We start from the raw sequence: 16,725 nt of genomic DNA on the forward strand, positions 1-16,725 counted from the left end.
ATGACTATTAAACCCAATTAATTCCTTTTTTTAACAGCGACAGGGTCTTTTCTTCTTCGCTTCCGATTTCAGGTTGATAATTATAAACCCACTTTGCCGTAGGCGGCAAACTCATCAATATGGATTCAATACGGCCATTTGTTTCCAGCCCAAATTTAGTACCGGCATCATATACCAGGTTAAATTCTGCATATCGGCTGCGGCGCTGATATTGCCATAGCTGCTGTTGTTCAGTAAACGATGTGTTGCGGTTACGGTTTACCAATTCAGTATATATTGGAATAAATGATCGTCCTAAAGCCTTCGAAAATTCGAAAATATCATCCCACTTAAGCTCATTGCCTGCGGCTAACCTATCATAAAAAATCCCGCCAATGCCCCGGGTTTCACTGCGGTGCTTAATGAAGAAGTAATCATCAGCCCAGTTTTTAAAGCGATGATAGAAGTCATGGTTAAACTTGTCGCAAATAGATTTTAAATAAGCGTGAAAGTATTGCGCGTCTCCATCGATAACGTAGTGAGGTGTAAGATCGATTCCACCGCCAAACCAGCGCAACGGCTCTTGTTCCGGATTAACCGATGGCATCTCGAAATAGCGGATATTCATGTGGATGATTGGCACCATCGGGTGATTAGGATGGATCACAATGGATACGCCGGTAGCGAAAAAGTTCTCCTGGTCAACGTTCAGCGCCTTTTTCATGGTATGCGGAAGCTGCCCGTGAACTGCGGAGAAGTTTACCCCACCCTTTTCAAAAATGTTCCCGTTTTGAATGACCCGTGTGCGACCGCCGCCGCCGCCATCACGTTCCCACTTTTCTTCCTCAAATTTCGCTAATCCATCGCATTGCTCAAGTGCGGCGCAAATTTCATCCTGTATCAACTGGTAGTCGGCAGCTATTTGTTCTTTGCTAATCATCAGCGGCAAAGTTGCAGATTTTTTTGTGTAGAGATGTAATATTTTGTGTTTACTAAGAAACCTCTACGTAATCAAGATCCGTGCTAAAGGTTTCTTTTAACTGGCTTAAAGCAAGCAATGCAACAATAGTCAATATTGCCATCATTATATATCCACTATTAATCATTCCGTAGTGTCCCTTTAGCGCCACAAAACCCATGTTAATTAATATCAATGAGCCTCTCACAAAGTTGGGTACAGTTGTAGCGACTGTCGATCTAATATTCGTGCCGAATTGCTCCGCTGCGATTGTTATAAAAACAGTCCAGTAACCAACTGCGCAACCCATAAAGAAGCAGATCCAAACAAATTGTCGGCTTGTTAATCCAGTTGAATTTAAATAAATCACTACACTGACAGCCGACAGGATCAGAAATACAGCCATGGTTAATTTGCGTGATTTCGTTGCCTGGGACAGTAACCCGGCGAAGATTCCGCCTACAGCTATTCCAACATATGTGTATAAGATTCCATCACCTGCATTTAGCGCATCCTTCGCCCCCAGCGCTTTACCAAATTCAGGTGACAACGTAACTAAAACGCCAACCACATACCAAAGCGGCGCGCCTATTAAAATACAGGCTAAATATTTTCCAAACCTTTTCCAGTTAGTAAAAAGCATGAAGAAATTACCTTTCGACACACCGGATTGTTCTATATTTTTAAACATTCCTGATTCAAATGTACCAAGGCGTAACAAAAGTAAAAGGACACCTAATCCCCCGCCCACAAAATAAGCATCACGCCATCCATATTTTGCTACTATAACAGCAGCAGCAGCACCCAGAAGACCGATGGCCGAAACTATCATCGTACCATATCCCCTCTTTTCTTTACTCATTGTTTCAGTCACCAACGTAATTCCCGCGCCCAGCTCACCTGCAAGACCAATACCTGCTATAAAACGAATTATAGTATACATACCGACATCATGCACTAACCCATTAGCAAAATTCGCAATAGAGTAAAGTAATATCGATCCAAAAAGTACTTTTATGCGCCCCAGTTTATCGCCTATAACTCCCCACAAAATACCGCCAAGTAACAAACCGAACATCTGCCAGTTAATAATATGAATTCCCTGGGCAAGCACATCGGCTGGTTTAACGCCAATGTCAAGCAGGCTGGCTTTTCTTACGATCGAGAAAGTTAAAAGATCATATATATCAACAAAATAGCCAAGGGCGGCTACTATCACTAAAAAAATAATATTTCTTTTCGCTTTGGCAGCTGATGCGTCGGTCATAAACTGGATAAATTTGGTTGGCTAATGTAGCAGAATTATTAATAATTTATCAAAAATTAAAGCACAAAAAAACCCCTGTGGAGCAGAGGCTTTTGAAACATCGGTTTCGTAATTATGCTTTTTTTACATTTACTGCTTGTAGTCCTTTTCTGCCTTCTTCCACTTCATAAGTAACGCTATCGTTATCTTTTATGGCGTTTACGCCGCCTTGTACATCCTTAAAGTGTACAAAAAGATCTTTACCATCGTCGGTAACAATAAAACCATAACCTTTTTGTGTGTTAAACCATTTTACTTTTCCAGTTTTCATAAATAATTATAATTGTTGTATTAAAAAATTGTGTTAAAGATTAAAAAACCGGATCCAAACTGAAAAAAATGGTATTTATTGTCAGAAGGATACAGAAAAACCAATCTGTTCAAATATATAAAATAATTAATAACCAAATAAAATTATTTATTAGGTTGTGGCGTAAGCCTTAAATAGGGTTTTACCTGTGTAAAACCTTTCGGAAATTTGGCTGGGATGTCTTCAGTTTTAATTGCAGGCACCACTACAACGTCTTCACCATCTTTCCAGTCGGCCGGTGTAGCTACGCTGTATTTTGCCGTTAATTGCAATGAATCTATCACCCTTAATATTTCCTGGAAGTTTCTTCCGGTAGATGCAGGGTAAGTAATAATAAGCTTAATGGTTTTATCAGGCGCAATGATAAATAACGAGCGTACAGTGGCTGTTAATGAGGCATTTGGATGGATCATATCATAAGCCAGCGCAATTTCGCGGTTCTCATCCCCTATTATCGGGAAATTCACTTCAACGTTCTGTGTTTCATTAATGTCGCTGATCCAGCCTTTGTGCGATTCCACCGAATCAACGCTTAACGCTACAACTTTCACGTTGCGTTTATCAAACTCGCTTTTTAACGAAGCTGTTTTACCTAACTCTGTGGTACATACCGGCGTATAATCTGCCGGGTGCGAAAAAAGCACACCCCAGCTATCGCCAAGGAATTCGTAAAAATCAATTTCACCCTGTGATGTTTTGGCTTTAAAGTTTGGAGCTAAATCTCCCAATCGTAAACTCATAATGGTATAATTTATTTATTTAAATAATATACTAAGGTAAGTTGATTGTTGAACTAATCAATAGCGATTTATAAAATAATCTATTATTTACATGGATATTATAGTTAATAGTTGATCGGGTTGGATTAGGTTGATTAAGTTTATTAAAACTCATTGATAAGTTTACTACGAATTAAGTTACCAATCCCAACTTAATCTAACCTATTTAACCCAATCCAACTTAATCAACTTAATCCAACAACCCTAAACTTAATTCACAAAACATTGTTGTAGCTAGCAATGGAACGACATACCTATAAAACCGGCATCATAGGCAACTGCGCCTACCTGGCTCATGTAAATAAAAATACCAATATCGACTGGCTTTGCTGGCCACGTTTTGACAGTACATTCATATTCGGCGGTTTGCTTGACAAAACTAAAGGCGGAACATTCTCTATTTTACCAACTGACGATTATACTTCACACCAGTACTACCTGGAGAATACCAATGTGCTAATCACTGAAATAACCACTGTTAAAGGAGCTAAATACCGGGTAACAGATTTTGCCCCAAGATTTTATGAACACCAACGGTATTACAAGGCGCTTATGCTGATCCGTAAAATTGAAGCATTAGAGGGAACTCCGCAGGTGGTGGTTAAATGTGAACCTGTATCCGACTATGGCAGGGTTAAGCTTGATGTTAACAGGGGTAGTAACCATATCCAATTTTTGGGCGGCGATGAAAAGATCAGGCTTACCAGCAATATACCTATAAGCTATGTTTTTGACGAGCAGCCGTTTGTAATAAGCGAATGTAAATATCTGGTACTTACCTATGGCGAGCCACTCGAAGCGCCTTTGATCCCTACGGCAGAACGCTTTTTGCGTGAGACTACTCAATACTGGCGCACCTGGATCAAACATTCATCCATAGCTACTTATTTTCAACCTTTTGTAATCCGTTCGGCACTGGCTTTAAAGATTCATCAATATGAAGACACTGGCGCAATAATAGCTGCAAGTACCACAAGTCTGCCGGAATCACCTGGTAGCGGCCGCAATTGGGATTACCGATATTGCTGGCTTCGCGACACTTATTACGTTTTAACCTCACTTAACCACATTGGTCACTTTGAGGAAATGGAGAAATATTTCAGCTATGTAACTGATATTTCATTTAACGAAGATCAACGATACCAGCCGCTATACGGCATCACCGGAAAAAAAGACCTTGTCGAAGAAATAAGGGACGATCTTGAAGGTTACATGGGGAATCAACCGGTCCGTGTGGGGAACCAGGCATCTGAACACATTCAAAATGATATTTACGGGCAAGTATTGATCTCCATGCTTCCGTTGTATACTGATCACCGTTTTATTTTTTCAGAAAGAAAGGATTCTGCAAGGTGGGTCCAGTCTTTACTAAATAAAATCGAACTGACCATCGATGAAAAGGACGCGGGCATCTGGGAATTTCGCAACATGGCAAACATCCACTGCTATAGTAACCTCTTCCAATGGGCGGGGGCATCAGCCGCCGAGAAAATGGCACGAACTATTGAAAACCAGGAACTGATAGATAAAGCCATAAAACTTAAGAACCGCGCAGCAAAACATATTGAAAGCTGTTATGACCCGGTGAGAAAAGTTTATACCAATTCGGCCGGCAGCCCCAACCTTGATGCCAGCACCCTGCAACTGATCATGATGAATTATCTCGACCCCGCTTCCGAGCGGGCCAGGGATCACCTGATTGCACTGGAGAAAGAGCTAAAGGGTAATAATGGCTTATTTTATAGGTATTTGTATAAGGATGATTTTGGCAGACCTAAAACCACCTTCCTGATTTGTGCATTTTGGTACATCGAAGCGCTTGCCTGTGTTGGCCGTATGGAAGATGCCATGCGCGAGTTTGAAAATATCCTGCAATATTCAAATCACTTATTGCTATTTAGTGAGGATGTTGATGAAACAGATGGCAGCCAGTGGGGCAATTTTCCACAGGCTTATAGCCACGTTGGCTTAATGAATGCTGCTTACCGGATAGCCATGAAATTGGATAGACCCATATTTTTATAGGGCGCATGTTGCATTTTGTTTGCTAAAAATGAGGTTTTCTATAGCAAAACACTTGTTTGCCCCTGATAAAAACTTCGATTACGATGGTAACAAGTTTTTTGGTCCTGATAAAAATTTAAGTTACGATGGTAAAGTGCGCTTTTGCTCCTGATAAAAAAATTAATTACGATGTCAAAGACGATTTTACTCCTGATAAAAGTTTAAGTTACGATGGTAAAATCCATTTTACCCCTGATAAAATCCATAGCTAATTTTTCACAAGTATCTGATTAATAGCACAGTAAATCAAATTAGGTAAAAAAGAACTGGCAGAACGGTGAAAAATTTGTAGTCATCCGGTGAAAGCAAGGAACGAAACGATAACAGTTTTAGCAGGACGCTATATTCAAACAAATATACGATTTTATCGCCAGATTAAAAAGAAAAAACCTGGGAATACCAGGCTTAACTTATAAAATTTAAAATTTCGTAAATCCCTAATAAAGCTATTGTACAGCCAGTTCTTCCGTAAAGTTCAAAAGCAGATTCCTCACTTCTGCCGGGTTGCGAAGATAGAACTTGGCAGCAGAAACATTCCCCCCTACTTTAATGGTAACGGCCGACTCAGGTAATGCCTTAAACACATCCTCGTCGGTATAATCATCTCCAAAGGCAATGATAAAATCATAATCGTTTTTATCCAGCAGCATTAAAGCTGCCCTACCCTTGTTAATTTCCATGTTTTTCACTTCCAGCACTTTATCACCGGGTAAAAGTTGTAACCCTTTATCACTGGCGAGGTATTTCAGGTTGTTCATCAATTCGTTGGCGCGTAGTTCGCCAAGGCCTTTTTGTGCATTGCGATAATGCCATACCAATGAATAGGTTTTCTCCTCGATGAATGAGCCCGGTGTGCGGTCGACGTAGGTTTCCAACAGCGGATGAATCTCCTGTTTCCAGCTATCTGAAAGGCCGGCAACCTTATGCCATGATGTATTCTGCTGTTTAAACCACGATCCGTGTTCAGCAATCAGGTAAACATTTTTATCGCCAAACCATTCGCTCAGGTTTTCGTGCTTACGCCCGCTGATTAATACTACCATATTTGCGGGATCCTCGCTCAGCCGGTCTATAATTGTGTAAAGCTCCTTGTCCGGCGACGCTTGATTTATATTCGATTTAAAATTAACGAGCGTGCCGTCGTAATCTAAAAATATAATGCGCTTTTTAGTTTTATGATAACGTTTGATGATGGATTGTTCGGTAGCAAAGCTTACATGCCTGGTTTGCATGGAGCGTTGCATTTGCTTTACTTCCTTTAGCCGGTCCATAAAGATCTTTACCCAATGGGTAATGTTAAACTTAGCCACAAGCTGCCGCATCTGTTGCATCCGCCTTTTTTGTTCAGCTAATGGCATATTTATGGCAGTTATTATCGCATCGCAAACCTCTTTGGTGTTATTTGGATTAACGATAATGGCATCAATCAATTCCTTAGATGCACCCGCCATTTCACTCAAAATCAGCACGCCATCATTATTTATCCTGCTGGCAATATATTCCTTGCTCACCAGGTTCATTCCATCGCGCATCGGGCTTACCAGGCACACATCTGCCGAATAATACAATGCCGACAACGTTTCTATTGGAAATGACCTGTAATAGTAATGAATCGGTGTCCACTCCATATTACGGTACATGGCATTGATGTTCCCTACCCTTTTATCAATTTCATCACGCAGGTGGGCATATTGCGGCACGGTATCCCGCGATGGCACCACTATCATGTGCATGGTTACTTTTTCGCAATACTCCGGGTGCAACTGCAGCAGTTGTTCAAATGCCTGTAAACGTTGCAGGATGCCTTTACTATAATCCAACCTGTCAATTGACAGAATAAGCTTCGTGTTTTTAAATGTTTCCTTTATTAAGGCAATCTGTTCAACTACCTCTTTTTCAAGTGGTAATGAGGAATATTTCTTTTCGTCAATCCCCATCGGGAACGACTCCACTACTACCGATCTATCTCCCGAGGTGATTACGTTCGCTGATGAGTTAACCGGCAGGATGCGTGTTGCTGCGCCTAAGAAATGCCGCACATCATCAAACGTATGAAAGCCGATCAGGTCAGCACCCAGCATTCCTTCCAGCAGCTCGTAACGCCAGGGAATTAACCTGAACATTTCGTGAGACGGGAACGGGATGTGGAGGAAGAAACCTATGGAAACATCAGGCATTTCCCGCCTTATTAATTCAGGCAAGAGCAATAACTGGTAGTCGTGGATCCAGATCACATCGCCAGGTTTAGCAATGGCTAATATAGCATCCTTAAACTTATGATTTACAGCATTATAATAATCCCAGTTAGATTCTTTATAAACCGCATAGGTGGAGGTGTAGTAATGGAATATCGGCCACAGTACGTCATTACTAAAGCCTTCGTAATATTGGTTTATCTCTTCCTGGTCTAAGAATACCGGCACAAGGCTTAACTCCTCTAACTGGCTTGTTATCGTTTGCCTGTCGTGTTCTTCCGTGATCTCCACGCCTGGCCATCCTATCCATTTATTATTTCCCTTTTTATATATCGATCCCAAACCGGTAGCCAGTCCCCCTTCACTTGGGGCCAAGGTATACTCATCCCCTGCCTTTGAAATTTTGACCGGCAACCTGTTTGAAACTATTATTGTTTTTGACATAATTATTATAGCTACTAATTCTACAAGCCGGGACGAATTTTCACAAATTCATTCCACAGAATATCTACACCTTTTAATAAGGTTTTTCAAGGCTATTTGTTTTTAAAAAATGCTTTTTTAGGCCATTTGGGGCATTTTTTAACAATAATACAGTCATTCACAACGTGATAATTTTGGCAAGAACAATGATACGGCACAAACCAGATTCGAAGAATTCGAATGCCATTCAAAAAAAATGCCCGACCTTATGTTCGGGCAATTTGAACCAATTCCCAAAAATCAGTGATAACAAAAAAAGCCACCTGCTAATGCAGATGGCTTGATAACAATTTTAATTTGGTAGCTTATTTTACCTGTTTGAAGAATTCAATAGCACCAGAGTTGGTAACACGTACCAATACTTCGTGTTCAGCATTCTTTAAGTCAACAAAATAAGTAGTTGACTCGATGTCGCGGTTTAAAGCTTCGTTTGTTTGGTAAACAATTACGTCACCAGCAGTGTAATCCTTGTAGCTTGAAGCGATCAATTTTTGTGACCTTGCAGGGATTGCATCGTAGCTAACATACTGTGTAGTACCTAAAAATTCACCGGCTAAAGTGTAAAATGCAGTTTTCTTAACACCGTCGATTAAGAAATCAACCTTCTGGGTATTTTTTGTGATAGTCCATACAGCGTTGGTTGCATTAGAAAAATCAGCAGAGAAAGCTTGTTGAACAGCATAAGAAGCTGTAGCCGTTTCACCTTTTTTACCACCATCAGCAGCAAATACATTTACGCTGATCAAAGCAGCAGTTGCGATTGTTAAAAATATCTTTTTCATGTTATGTTAAATTTTAAATCCGCAACAAAAATAACAAAAACTTGCCATTTATATAATTGTAAATGCATTTTTATGAATATTTTATAATTAATGTCAATTTAACATAAAAAATTTAAATTATCGCAAGATACTTAGTGTATTTTTTACAATATGTAAACGCCAAAAAGCCTTAAAAACAGCCCCTGTGATTTGGTAACATGTTTTTTACATGAAATTAACGCGGGTTTGTTGTTTCGTAAAGTTGTAAAGGTTGTAGTTGTTGTAAGGGGTTGTAATTTACGTTGATTGTAGTTTACAACTTCTCCAACTTTTACAACACTTACAACCAATTCTTACCCATTATCAGCAAATCCCGGGTAAAGCGTCATACCGCCATCCATAAATATGGTGGTGCCGGTAATGTAATCGGCATCCTCCGACGCTAACCAGGCGGCAAGTTTGCCAATGTCGTCAGGTTTGCCTATGCGGTTATAGGGAATCAGGGTTAGTAATTTTTCTAGCGCTTCGGGTGTATCCCAGGCAGATCTGTTAATAGGGGTTTGAATAGCGCCTGGACCTATACCCATTACTCTTATTTTATGCGGAGCTAATTCCTGTGCAATACTTTTCATGAACATACTGATACCACCTTTGCTTGCTGCATAATTTACATGTCCTGCCCAGGGAATAACTTCATGCACACTGCTCATACAAATGATCTTCCCGGCGGCCCTGCTCCTGTCCTGAACCACTCCCCTGCGGATAAACTCTCTTGCAGCTTCGCGCGAGCATAAAAACTGGCCGGTAAGATTTATGCCAATGACGGTGTTCCATTGGTCGAGCGTCATATCCACAAACCTGGAATCCTTTTGCAGGCCGGCATTATTTACCAGTATATCTATAGTTCCGTATTGCTTAAACATTTCGGCAAACATGGCCTGTACTTCTGCTTCGTGGCTAACGTCAGCCTGGTGAGCGAACGCCTCGCCACCGGCAGCTTTTATTTCAGCAACAGTTTCGTCGGCAGCATCCTGATTATGTGCGTAGTTGATTACCACCCTTGCACCAGCCTGTGCAAGCGCCAATGCTACGCCCTTGCCTATGCCGCTATCCGCTCCGGTTACTAATGCCGATTGTCCTTTTAATGATGGGGATGTATTCATAGCTGTAATATAATGGTTTAATATTAAGCTAATGTGATTTGCTGAAGATTGTTTCGTGAATTACGCAATGAAATTAAAATAATAAATGAATCATATTTTTAGCTTTACGCAAAATCTAATCGCAATGGTATTTTTTTATTACAGCCTCGCAATTTGCACGATTACGGTATTCTTAAACTTTCATTTGCTCATAGGCTTTAAAAAAATAAAGCAGTTAAGCAAGCAGCCACTCATTGAGGAACCGCCATCGCTTGCAATTATAATTGCTGTAAGTAACGAGGAAGATGACCTCGAAAAAGCTCTGCAAAGCATCTGTAATATCAATTATCAAAACTGCCGCGTTATTGTAATAAACGACCGGTCGACTGATCGAACTGCCGAAATACTGGTAAACTTTAAACTAGGCTACCCGCAACTTAACATATTAACCATCAATACATTGCCGGATGGGTGGTTGGGCAAAAATAATGCGTTGTACCAGGGTTATCGTAATAGTACCGAAGAATGGCTGCTTTTTACAGATGCCGATATTGTGTTTCACCCGGATGCTATTAACCGGGCATTAGGTTATGCGGTGAATAATCAATTAGATCACATGACTATTTTACCTGATTTAGTATCAGGGTCTGCCCTTTTAAACAGTGTGTTCGCAACCCTTTGTATAATGCTGATGATCGATATGAAGCCTTGGGATGCAAAAAATCCAAAGTCCAAATCATCATCCGGTATTGGCGCCTTTAACCTGGTGAGGCGCAGCGCTTATGAAAAGATAGGTACACACGCTAAAATCAGGCTAAGGCCCGATGATGACCTTCAACTCGGTATGAAGATCAAATTGGCAAACCTAAAGCAGGATGTATTGGCAGGTAAGGGATATGTTTGTTTGGAATGGTATAAAAGCTTCAGGCAGCTTGCAAATGGGGTATTAAAAAATTCATTTGCTATTGCAGATTATAAACTAACTACAGCCATAGCAAACGTGTTATTTATATTAATAGCCATTGCGTTACCAATGCCGGTGATGTTTATCTTCGGTACAACAACAATCCGTTTAATGGCGGCTATTATGTTGTTTTGCCATATAACCTATATGATTATAGTTCCGCCTAATAAATGGTGGTATGCCCTTATGATACCCTTTTCCGGTTTTTTTATCGCCTGGATATTTTTACGGGCGACTGCAATAACGATTGTACGGGGTGGTATATATTGGCGTGAAAGTTTTTATTCTCTTAAAATGTTGAAGGAAGAAAATTAATATAACTAATACGATTTTAGACTGAATGCTTGACAAAGATTATAAGATTTTATTATCAGCCTGATTGATCCTATAGTCTTTCTATCTTAAAAATCTTAGTTTACAGCGCCTTTATGTATTCATGGAACAAATGCAGCGCCTTTTTCTTATCCGCTGTCAAGTCAAAATCAAGCTTGTGCATCAGATAGTCTTCTAAATCAAAATCTGCCCGTTGAGGCAGCTCTTTTAAAAGGTCAGCCCTATGATCCAACCCTAGTTTCATAGATCTGTTAAACTCATCCATAAAGTCCGCGGGGATAGGTTTATTGGCAACCCAGGCAGCAAACACAAAAGGCAAACCTGTAAACTCTTGCCATTCTCCGGCAAGGTCGTACACATATTTATATTGTTGTTTTTTACCGAAAGTACGATCGCCTATTTGTACAAAGGCTGTATGGAGATCATTTGATGCTGCATAATCGGATGCATTCTCGATCATCTGATGATCTGTCTTCCAGTAGTTTTTAAGCAATACCCGTGCTAAGTTATTCGAAGAACGTGATTCCGGGTCGAGCTGCAATGTTTTAATCTCATGGATCTCACAATTGCTGAAAATAAAAACAGAATTTACCGGGCCGGAAGCACCGATGCAATAATCAGAAACAATTTCCCATCTCGGCAGGCTTAATATAGCCACAACGGGGATCAAACCTATGTCAACCTTATCATCGATGAGTTTTTGGGCACAGTCAGAGGGCATATCAAGGCTCAGGTCTATCTTATTAATAATGTCGCTGTGTTCGATGCCGTATAAAAAGGGTTTGGTATTGGTGTAGCTAACTGCGGATATTCTTATTTTAGTATTCAAGGTAGTTCTAGTTATTCTTTAAATGTTCGGCGTTATTAAAATCAACGATCTCAAATTTCTCGCCGTTGTAAATAACTTTATATAAAACCAGGTTCTGGTGCGGAAAGCTGTCCATTTCAGTAAGTGGCTTGCCCGTAAGCAGGCATAGCAACAAACGCATTGCGCGGCCGTGCATACAAATCAACACGGTTTCCTCTTCAGGATGACTCATGATAACCTTTAGCGCTTCTAATTGCCTTTCCTTTACTTCGTTGGGGCTTTCGCCGCCCTCAAATTTAGAATCGAGGTTGCCATCCAGCCAATCGCGCATAATTTGCAGGAATGCGGCTTTATTTTCGGTCGTAGCAGGTTGGCCCTCATAGATTCCCCAGGCCAGCTCATCCAGTCCCGACAGTTTTTCAAACGGGATCCCCAGGTCGATAAATTGCTGAATGCTTTGCTGTGTGCGTTTTAATGCAGAAATATAGATCTTATCAAAAGGAACTTGTTTGTAGGCATCGAAAAACTGCCCGGCTTGTTTGCGGCCCTCATCATTCAGATCGGTATCCATACCCCGCCCCTGTACAATGCCTCTTTTATTCAGATCAGTTTGTCCATGACGGACGATGTAGATTTGTTTGTTCATTAGTTCATTTGCTCATTAGTTCATTGGTTGTAAAGCGGCGAACTAACGATGTGAAGTTTTTTTAATGATATAAATATGCAGACTATTTCTTTGTTAACTTATTAAACTATGCACCAATGAACCAATGAACTAATAAACCAGTGAACCAATAAACTAATTTATAACCGGCAACCGGTAAAATTGCGGTTTTGCCTCCTGTGGAAATTCAAAGTTAGTGTAGTCGGTTACCACGTTGTAAAGGGTATCTCTTTCAATTGGTTCGCGGCCTACATTTTTTATTAACTCAACCAGTTCTTTGGTACTCATGCCCGGCTTTTGCTCCTCAGCACCGGCCATTGAGTATATTTTGGTGGTATCATCCAGTGTGCCGTCGATATCATCCACACCAAAATTTAATGATAATTGTGCAGTAGTGCGACTTATCATAGCCCAATAGGCTTTGATATGATCGAAGTTGTCAAGGTAGATCCTTGCTATGGCATAATTTCTCAAATCCTCTACCACGGTAGATTCAGGCACGTGCGACATCTGGTTGTCCTGGTTACGGAATTTTAACGGGATGAAAGTTTGGAAGCCGCCGGTCTTGTCCTGTAGCTCACGTAAGCGTTCCATGTGATCAACCCGGTGCCAATATTTTTCAATATGACCGTAAAGCATAGTCGCATTTGACCTTGCACCAAGTTTATGCCATTCCTCGTGGATGGCCAGCCATTGATCGCCGGTACACTTATCCTTTGCAATTTGCTCACGGATCTCGGGGTGAAAGATCTCAGCGCCACCGCCAGGGATTGACTCCAGGCCGGCATCGAGCATTAGCTTCATGCCTGTGGCATAATCAATCTTAGCTTTTTTGAATATGTAATGGTATTCAACCGGGGTTAAGGCTTTAACATGCAGGTTGGGACGATGTGCTTTTATCCTGCTGAACAGTTCGCTATAAAACGCAACATCATATTGCGGCAAAACGCCGCCAACAATGTGCACCTCAGTTACCGGCTCGTTGTCATATTTTTTTACGATGTCCATCATTTCGTCCATCGTGTACTCCCACCCTTCTGATTTTTGTTTGATCAAACGGGAGTATGAACAAAACTTGCAATCGTAAACGCAAAGGTTGGTTGGCTCGATATGGAAATTACGGTTGAAATAGGTTTTATTGCCGTGGCGTTTTTCGCGGATGTAATTGGCCAATACACCCAGGTATCCCAATTCACCTTCTTCATACAATAAAACGCCTTCATCAAAAGTAACACGTTCGCCGTGAAGTACCTTTTCGGCTATTTGTTTTAAACCTGCAGATAAATGCGGATTCCGTAATAATATAAGCAGATTACTTTCAGCTTCCATTCAAAAAACTTTTATGCAAAAATAGGAAATGTTACTGTAATCGTGGTGTAACATTTATTGGTTTGTTAATCGAGACACAGAAAGCCAATAATGATGTAACATACAAAAGCCGTATGTTACGGGACTGAGGTAAATAGAGAAGACTACCTTTCGGATGTTGATGCTTCCTTCCGGTTTTTCATCCACGCGGAAAGGTAGATATTAACATAATACAAGCCTAATACAAACAAAGCTCCTATCATGCCGCCATCAAGGTAAGGAAGAAGTGCATGGTACGACTGTGGGTAGAATAATTTGGCGATAATTGTCGCCAAAAAGAAAACAAGCAATATTATGGATGCTACGGGGATACGTCCTACTTTCATTTTTTAACTAATGTTTAATCAAATTTACAAAAAAATCCTAAATCCAAAATATTAAGTTTGTCCAAATTTATGTGCTTATGAAACCCGAAACTATTGCCATACACGCCGGAAATCACGTTGACGAAACATCAAAGGCTGTAATCCAGCCGATTATTTTATCAACCACATTTGAGCGTGCAGCAGATGGTACATTCCCGGGTGGCCATATTTACAGCCGATCAAGCAATCCAAACCGCGCATTGCTGGAGAATGTAATAGCCAAACTTGAGGGTGGTGTCGAAGCAGCTGCATTTTCATCCGGTAACGCTGCAGGTATGTCAGTTTTTCAGTCGCTGCCTCCTGGTACGCATATTATAGCACCCGACGATATGTACCACGGTTTGCGGAACCAGCTAAAAAATCTGTTTACCGGAATCCTGACCTTTGACTTTATCGATGTAAACGATCCGGAAACCTTGCAAAGCTATATAAGGCCCGAAACCAGTATAATCTGGATCGAAACACCATCAAACCCGCTCCTTAAATTAACGGATATAAAAAAGGTAGTTGCCATAGCAAAGGCCCGGGGCATAAAAGTGGTTTGCGATAACACTTTTGCAACACCCATTTGCCAGCAGCCCCTTGCCTTAGGCGCTGATATTGTAATGCATTCAACCACCAAATATTTTGGCGGGCATAGCGACCTTATGGGCGGCGCTTTAATAACCAAAGAAAAGAGTGACTGGTGGTTAAAGATTCGCCAGGTACAGGAAATGGGCGGCGCTATCCCCTCGCCCATGGATTGCTATATGCTTACACGAAGTATCAAAACTTTGCCTTATCGCGTACGTGGCCACGTGCATAACGCGCAGTTATTGGCTGAATATTTAGAGCAGCACCCCAAGGTTGAACAGGTGATGTATCCCGGCCTGACATCGCACCCGCAACATGCAATTGCAAAAGAGCAAATGACGGCGTTTGGAGGCATGCTGTCATTTACACTCAAGGACGGGCAGGACGAAGCCCGAAGAGTAATTAACGGCCTAAAACTCTTTACAAAAGCTACCAGCTTAGGCGGTGTGGAAAGTTTAATTGAACACCGCGCGACAGTGGAGGGGCCTGATACTAAAACACCTTTTAACTTATTAAGGGTGTCAGTCGGTTTGGAACATATAGACGATTTGATTGAAGATATGGAGCAAGCCTTAAGATAATTTAATATCGTTTATCTTGCATTAAATACAACAGGCCTGCATTTTGCAGGCCTGTTGTATTTTAAAATATATCTTTCGGACATTACTGACTTTCGGACTAAATCAATCCTTCTTCCCGCCAAAGACAGAGAAGCTTACATATCTTTTTGGATGTGCCTTAAGATCGATGAACAGGCCGTTCAGGTTTGCAGATGCATCCTTCAGATTATTATACATTTGAGGGTCATTCAACAACAAGCCAAGGCTGCCCTTGTTGGTATTTATTTTGCTGATGGTTTCCTGCAGGTCGGCCATCGCCTTATTGGCGTTATCCAGCGTTTGCTTAATGTTGGCTGCTGCTATATCGTTACTAACCTTTTGAAAATTACTTGTAATACCTGTTAAATTTCCTGTACTGGTTTTTAAATTAGCTGATACAACTTCGGCATTTTCCATTATTCCGTTTATATGTGCCGACTGACCACCAATAAGCGCGTCAATTTTTTTAGTGGTTCCTTCAAGTGTCTGCAGGGAGTTCGCGATACTTGTGAAGCTCCTGTCCACATTTTTTTGAAAATTAGGATTTAAGATCTTATTGATGGAAGCCAGCGACGAGTCCAACTTGGAGATCAGGTTTTCGGCTTTGGTCTGAATTGGCTGCAGGCTTTCTGCCAGGCTGCCCTGGATATCAGCGCGGAGCGTATCGTTATCATCAGCATAAGTGTTGCTATTGCCGTATTCAAATACAATAGCCTTTCCTCCCAAAAGATCGGTGCTTACCAATTTTGCCAGCGTATTTGATGGTACGTTGTATTGGCGATCAACCTTAAACTCAACAATTGTATGTCCGTTGGGTAGCAGCTTCATTTTTGAAACGTTGCCTATCGGAAAACCATTTACCAACACCGGCTTTGACACTGAAAGCCCATCAACGCTTCTATAAACGGCGTAAAACTTATTGGAACCCGAGAAAACATCGTTCCCCTTTAAAAAGCTATAACCGAGTATTAGAACTGTTATACCAATTGCCGTTAATGCGCCAATTTTTGTTTCGTTTGATATTTTCATGGGATGTAGTTATTAGAGACCAGAGGTTAGAGATTAGTTAAAAAG

Annotated in this window: 16 protein-coding genes; 4 read left to right on the forward strand and 12 right to left on the reverse strand. The window is 41.0% G+C overall.

Annotated features, from left to right (window positions below):
- Window positions 1-7: 7 nt before the first annotated feature.
- The 4 genes from hemF to KXD93_RS04065 form a co-directional block, all read right to left on the reverse strand.
- Entirely contained in the window at window positions 8-919 is a 912-nt protein-coding gene (gene hemF / locus KXD93_RS04050) for an oxygen-dependent coproporphyrinogen oxidase (protein WP_258135581.1), read from the reverse strand.
- A 52-nt stretch (window positions 920-971) separates the two neighbouring features.
- Window positions 972-2,204, reverse strand: coding sequence for an MFS transporter (locus tag KXD93_RS04055; protein ID WP_258135582.1), 1,233 nt, complete (start codon window positions 2,202-2,204; stop codon window positions 972-974).
- Between the two features lie 112 nt (window positions 2,205-2,316).
- On the reverse strand, window positions 2,317-2,514 hold the full coding sequence (locus KXD93_RS04060) for a cold-shock protein (protein WP_091142652.1): 198 nt from the start codon (window positions 2,512-2,514) through the stop codon (window positions 2,317-2,319).
- 143 nt (window positions 2,515-2,657) lie between these two features.
- Window positions 2,658-3,293 carry a peroxiredoxin gene (locus tag KXD93_RS04065; RefSeq protein ID WP_258135583.1) on the reverse strand — a complete coding sequence of 212 codons (636 nt, stop codon included), beginning with the start codon at window positions 3,291-3,293 and terminating at the stop codon, window positions 2,658-2,660.
- Window positions 3,294-3,572: 279 nt separating this feature from the next.
- On the opposite strand from KXD93_RS04065, the gene KXD93_RS04070 reads away from it, so the two are divergent.
- The gene (locus tag KXD93_RS04070; RefSeq protein WP_258135584.1) at window positions 3,573-5,357 is read left to right on the forward strand and encodes a glycoside hydrolase family 15 protein; all 1,785 of its coding nucleotides are present in this window, start codon (window positions 3,573-3,575) and stop codon (window positions 5,355-5,357) included.
- A gap of 28 nt (window positions 5,358-5,385) precedes the next feature.
- Window positions 5,386-5,508: a hypothetical protein gene (locus KXD93_RS04075; RefSeq protein WP_258135585.1), complete on the forward strand. Its 123-nt coding sequence runs from the start codon at window positions 5,386-5,388 to the stop codon at window positions 5,506-5,508.
- A gap of 334 nt (window positions 5,509-5,842) precedes the next feature.
- Here KXD93_RS04075 and KXD93_RS04080 read toward each other — a convergent pair whose 3' ends face one another.
- From KXD93_RS04080 to KXD93_RS04090, 3 genes are all read right to left on the reverse strand, one after another.
- A complete protein-coding gene (locus KXD93_RS04080; RefSeq protein ID WP_258135586.1) occupies window positions 5,843-8,035 on the reverse strand; it encodes a bifunctional alpha,alpha-trehalose-phosphate synthase (UDP-forming)/trehalose-phosphatase in 2,193 nt (730 codons plus the stop codon).
- A gap of 344 nt (window positions 8,036-8,379) precedes the next feature.
- Window positions 8,380-8,856 carry a YajG family lipoprotein gene (locus KXD93_RS04085; RefSeq protein WP_258135587.1) on the reverse strand — a complete coding sequence of 159 codons (477 nt, stop codon included), beginning with the start codon at window positions 8,854-8,856 and terminating at the stop codon, window positions 8,380-8,382.
- A 332-nt stretch (window positions 8,857-9,188) separates the two neighbouring features.
- Window positions 9,189-9,998 (reverse strand): SDR family oxidoreductase, encoded by an 810-nt coding sequence (locus tag KXD93_RS04090; RefSeq protein ID WP_258135588.1) that lies wholly within the window; start codon window positions 9,996-9,998, stop codon window positions 9,189-9,191.
- Window positions 9,999-10,122: 124 nt separating this feature from the next.
- On the opposite strand from KXD93_RS04090, the gene KXD93_RS04095 reads away from it, so the two are divergent.
- Window positions 10,123-11,256 (forward strand): glycosyltransferase family 2 protein, encoded by a 1,134-nt coding sequence (locus KXD93_RS04095; protein ID WP_258135589.1) that lies wholly within the window; start codon window positions 10,123-10,125, stop codon window positions 11,254-11,256.
- A 100-nt stretch (window positions 11,257-11,356) separates the two neighbouring features.
- Here KXD93_RS04095 and KXD93_RS04100 read toward each other — a convergent pair whose 3' ends face one another.
- The 4 genes from KXD93_RS04100 to KXD93_RS04115 form a co-directional block, all read right to left on the reverse strand.
- A complete protein-coding gene (locus KXD93_RS04100; RefSeq protein WP_258135590.1) occupies window positions 11,357-12,103 on the reverse strand; it encodes a menaquinone biosynthetic enzyme MqnA/MqnD family protein in 747 nt (248 codons plus the stop codon).
- Window positions 12,104-12,110: 7 nt separating this feature from the next.
- Window positions 12,111-12,728 (reverse strand): histidine phosphatase family protein, encoded by a 618-nt coding sequence (locus KXD93_RS04105; RefSeq protein WP_258135591.1) that lies wholly within the window; start codon window positions 12,726-12,728, stop codon window positions 12,111-12,113.
- Between the two features lie 153 nt (window positions 12,729-12,881).
- Entirely contained in the window at window positions 12,882-14,075 is a 1,194-nt protein-coding gene (gene mqnE, locus KXD93_RS04110; RefSeq protein ID WP_258135592.1) for an aminofutalosine synthase MqnE, read from the reverse strand.
- Between the two features lie 143 nt (window positions 14,076-14,218).
- Window positions 14,219-14,440: a hypothetical protein gene (locus tag KXD93_RS04115; RefSeq protein ID WP_258135593.1), complete on the reverse strand. Its 222-nt coding sequence runs from the start codon at window positions 14,438-14,440 to the stop codon at window positions 14,219-14,221.
- Window positions 14,441-14,517: 77 nt separating this feature from the next.
- Between KXD93_RS04115 and KXD93_RS04120 the strand changes: the two genes are divergently transcribed.
- The gene (locus tag KXD93_RS04120) at window positions 14,518-15,633 is read left to right on the forward strand and encodes a trans-sulfuration enzyme family protein (RefSeq protein ID WP_258135594.1); all 1,116 of its coding nucleotides are present in this window, start codon (window positions 14,518-14,520) and stop codon (window positions 15,631-15,633) included.
- Window positions 15,634-15,735: 102 nt separating this feature from the next.
- Here KXD93_RS04120 and KXD93_RS04125 read toward each other — a convergent pair whose 3' ends face one another.
- Window positions 15,736-16,680 carry an MlaD family protein gene (locus KXD93_RS04125; RefSeq protein WP_258135595.1) on the reverse strand — a complete coding sequence of 315 codons (945 nt, stop codon included), beginning with the start codon at window positions 16,678-16,680 and terminating at the stop codon, window positions 15,736-15,738.
- Window positions 16,681-16,725 lie beyond the last annotated feature (45 nt).

This window comes from Mucilaginibacter phenanthrenivorans (assembly GCF_024721155.1).
GTDB lineage: Bacteria > Bacteroidota > Bacteroidia > Sphingobacteriales > Sphingobacteriaceae > Mucilaginibacter > Mucilaginibacter phenanthrenivorans.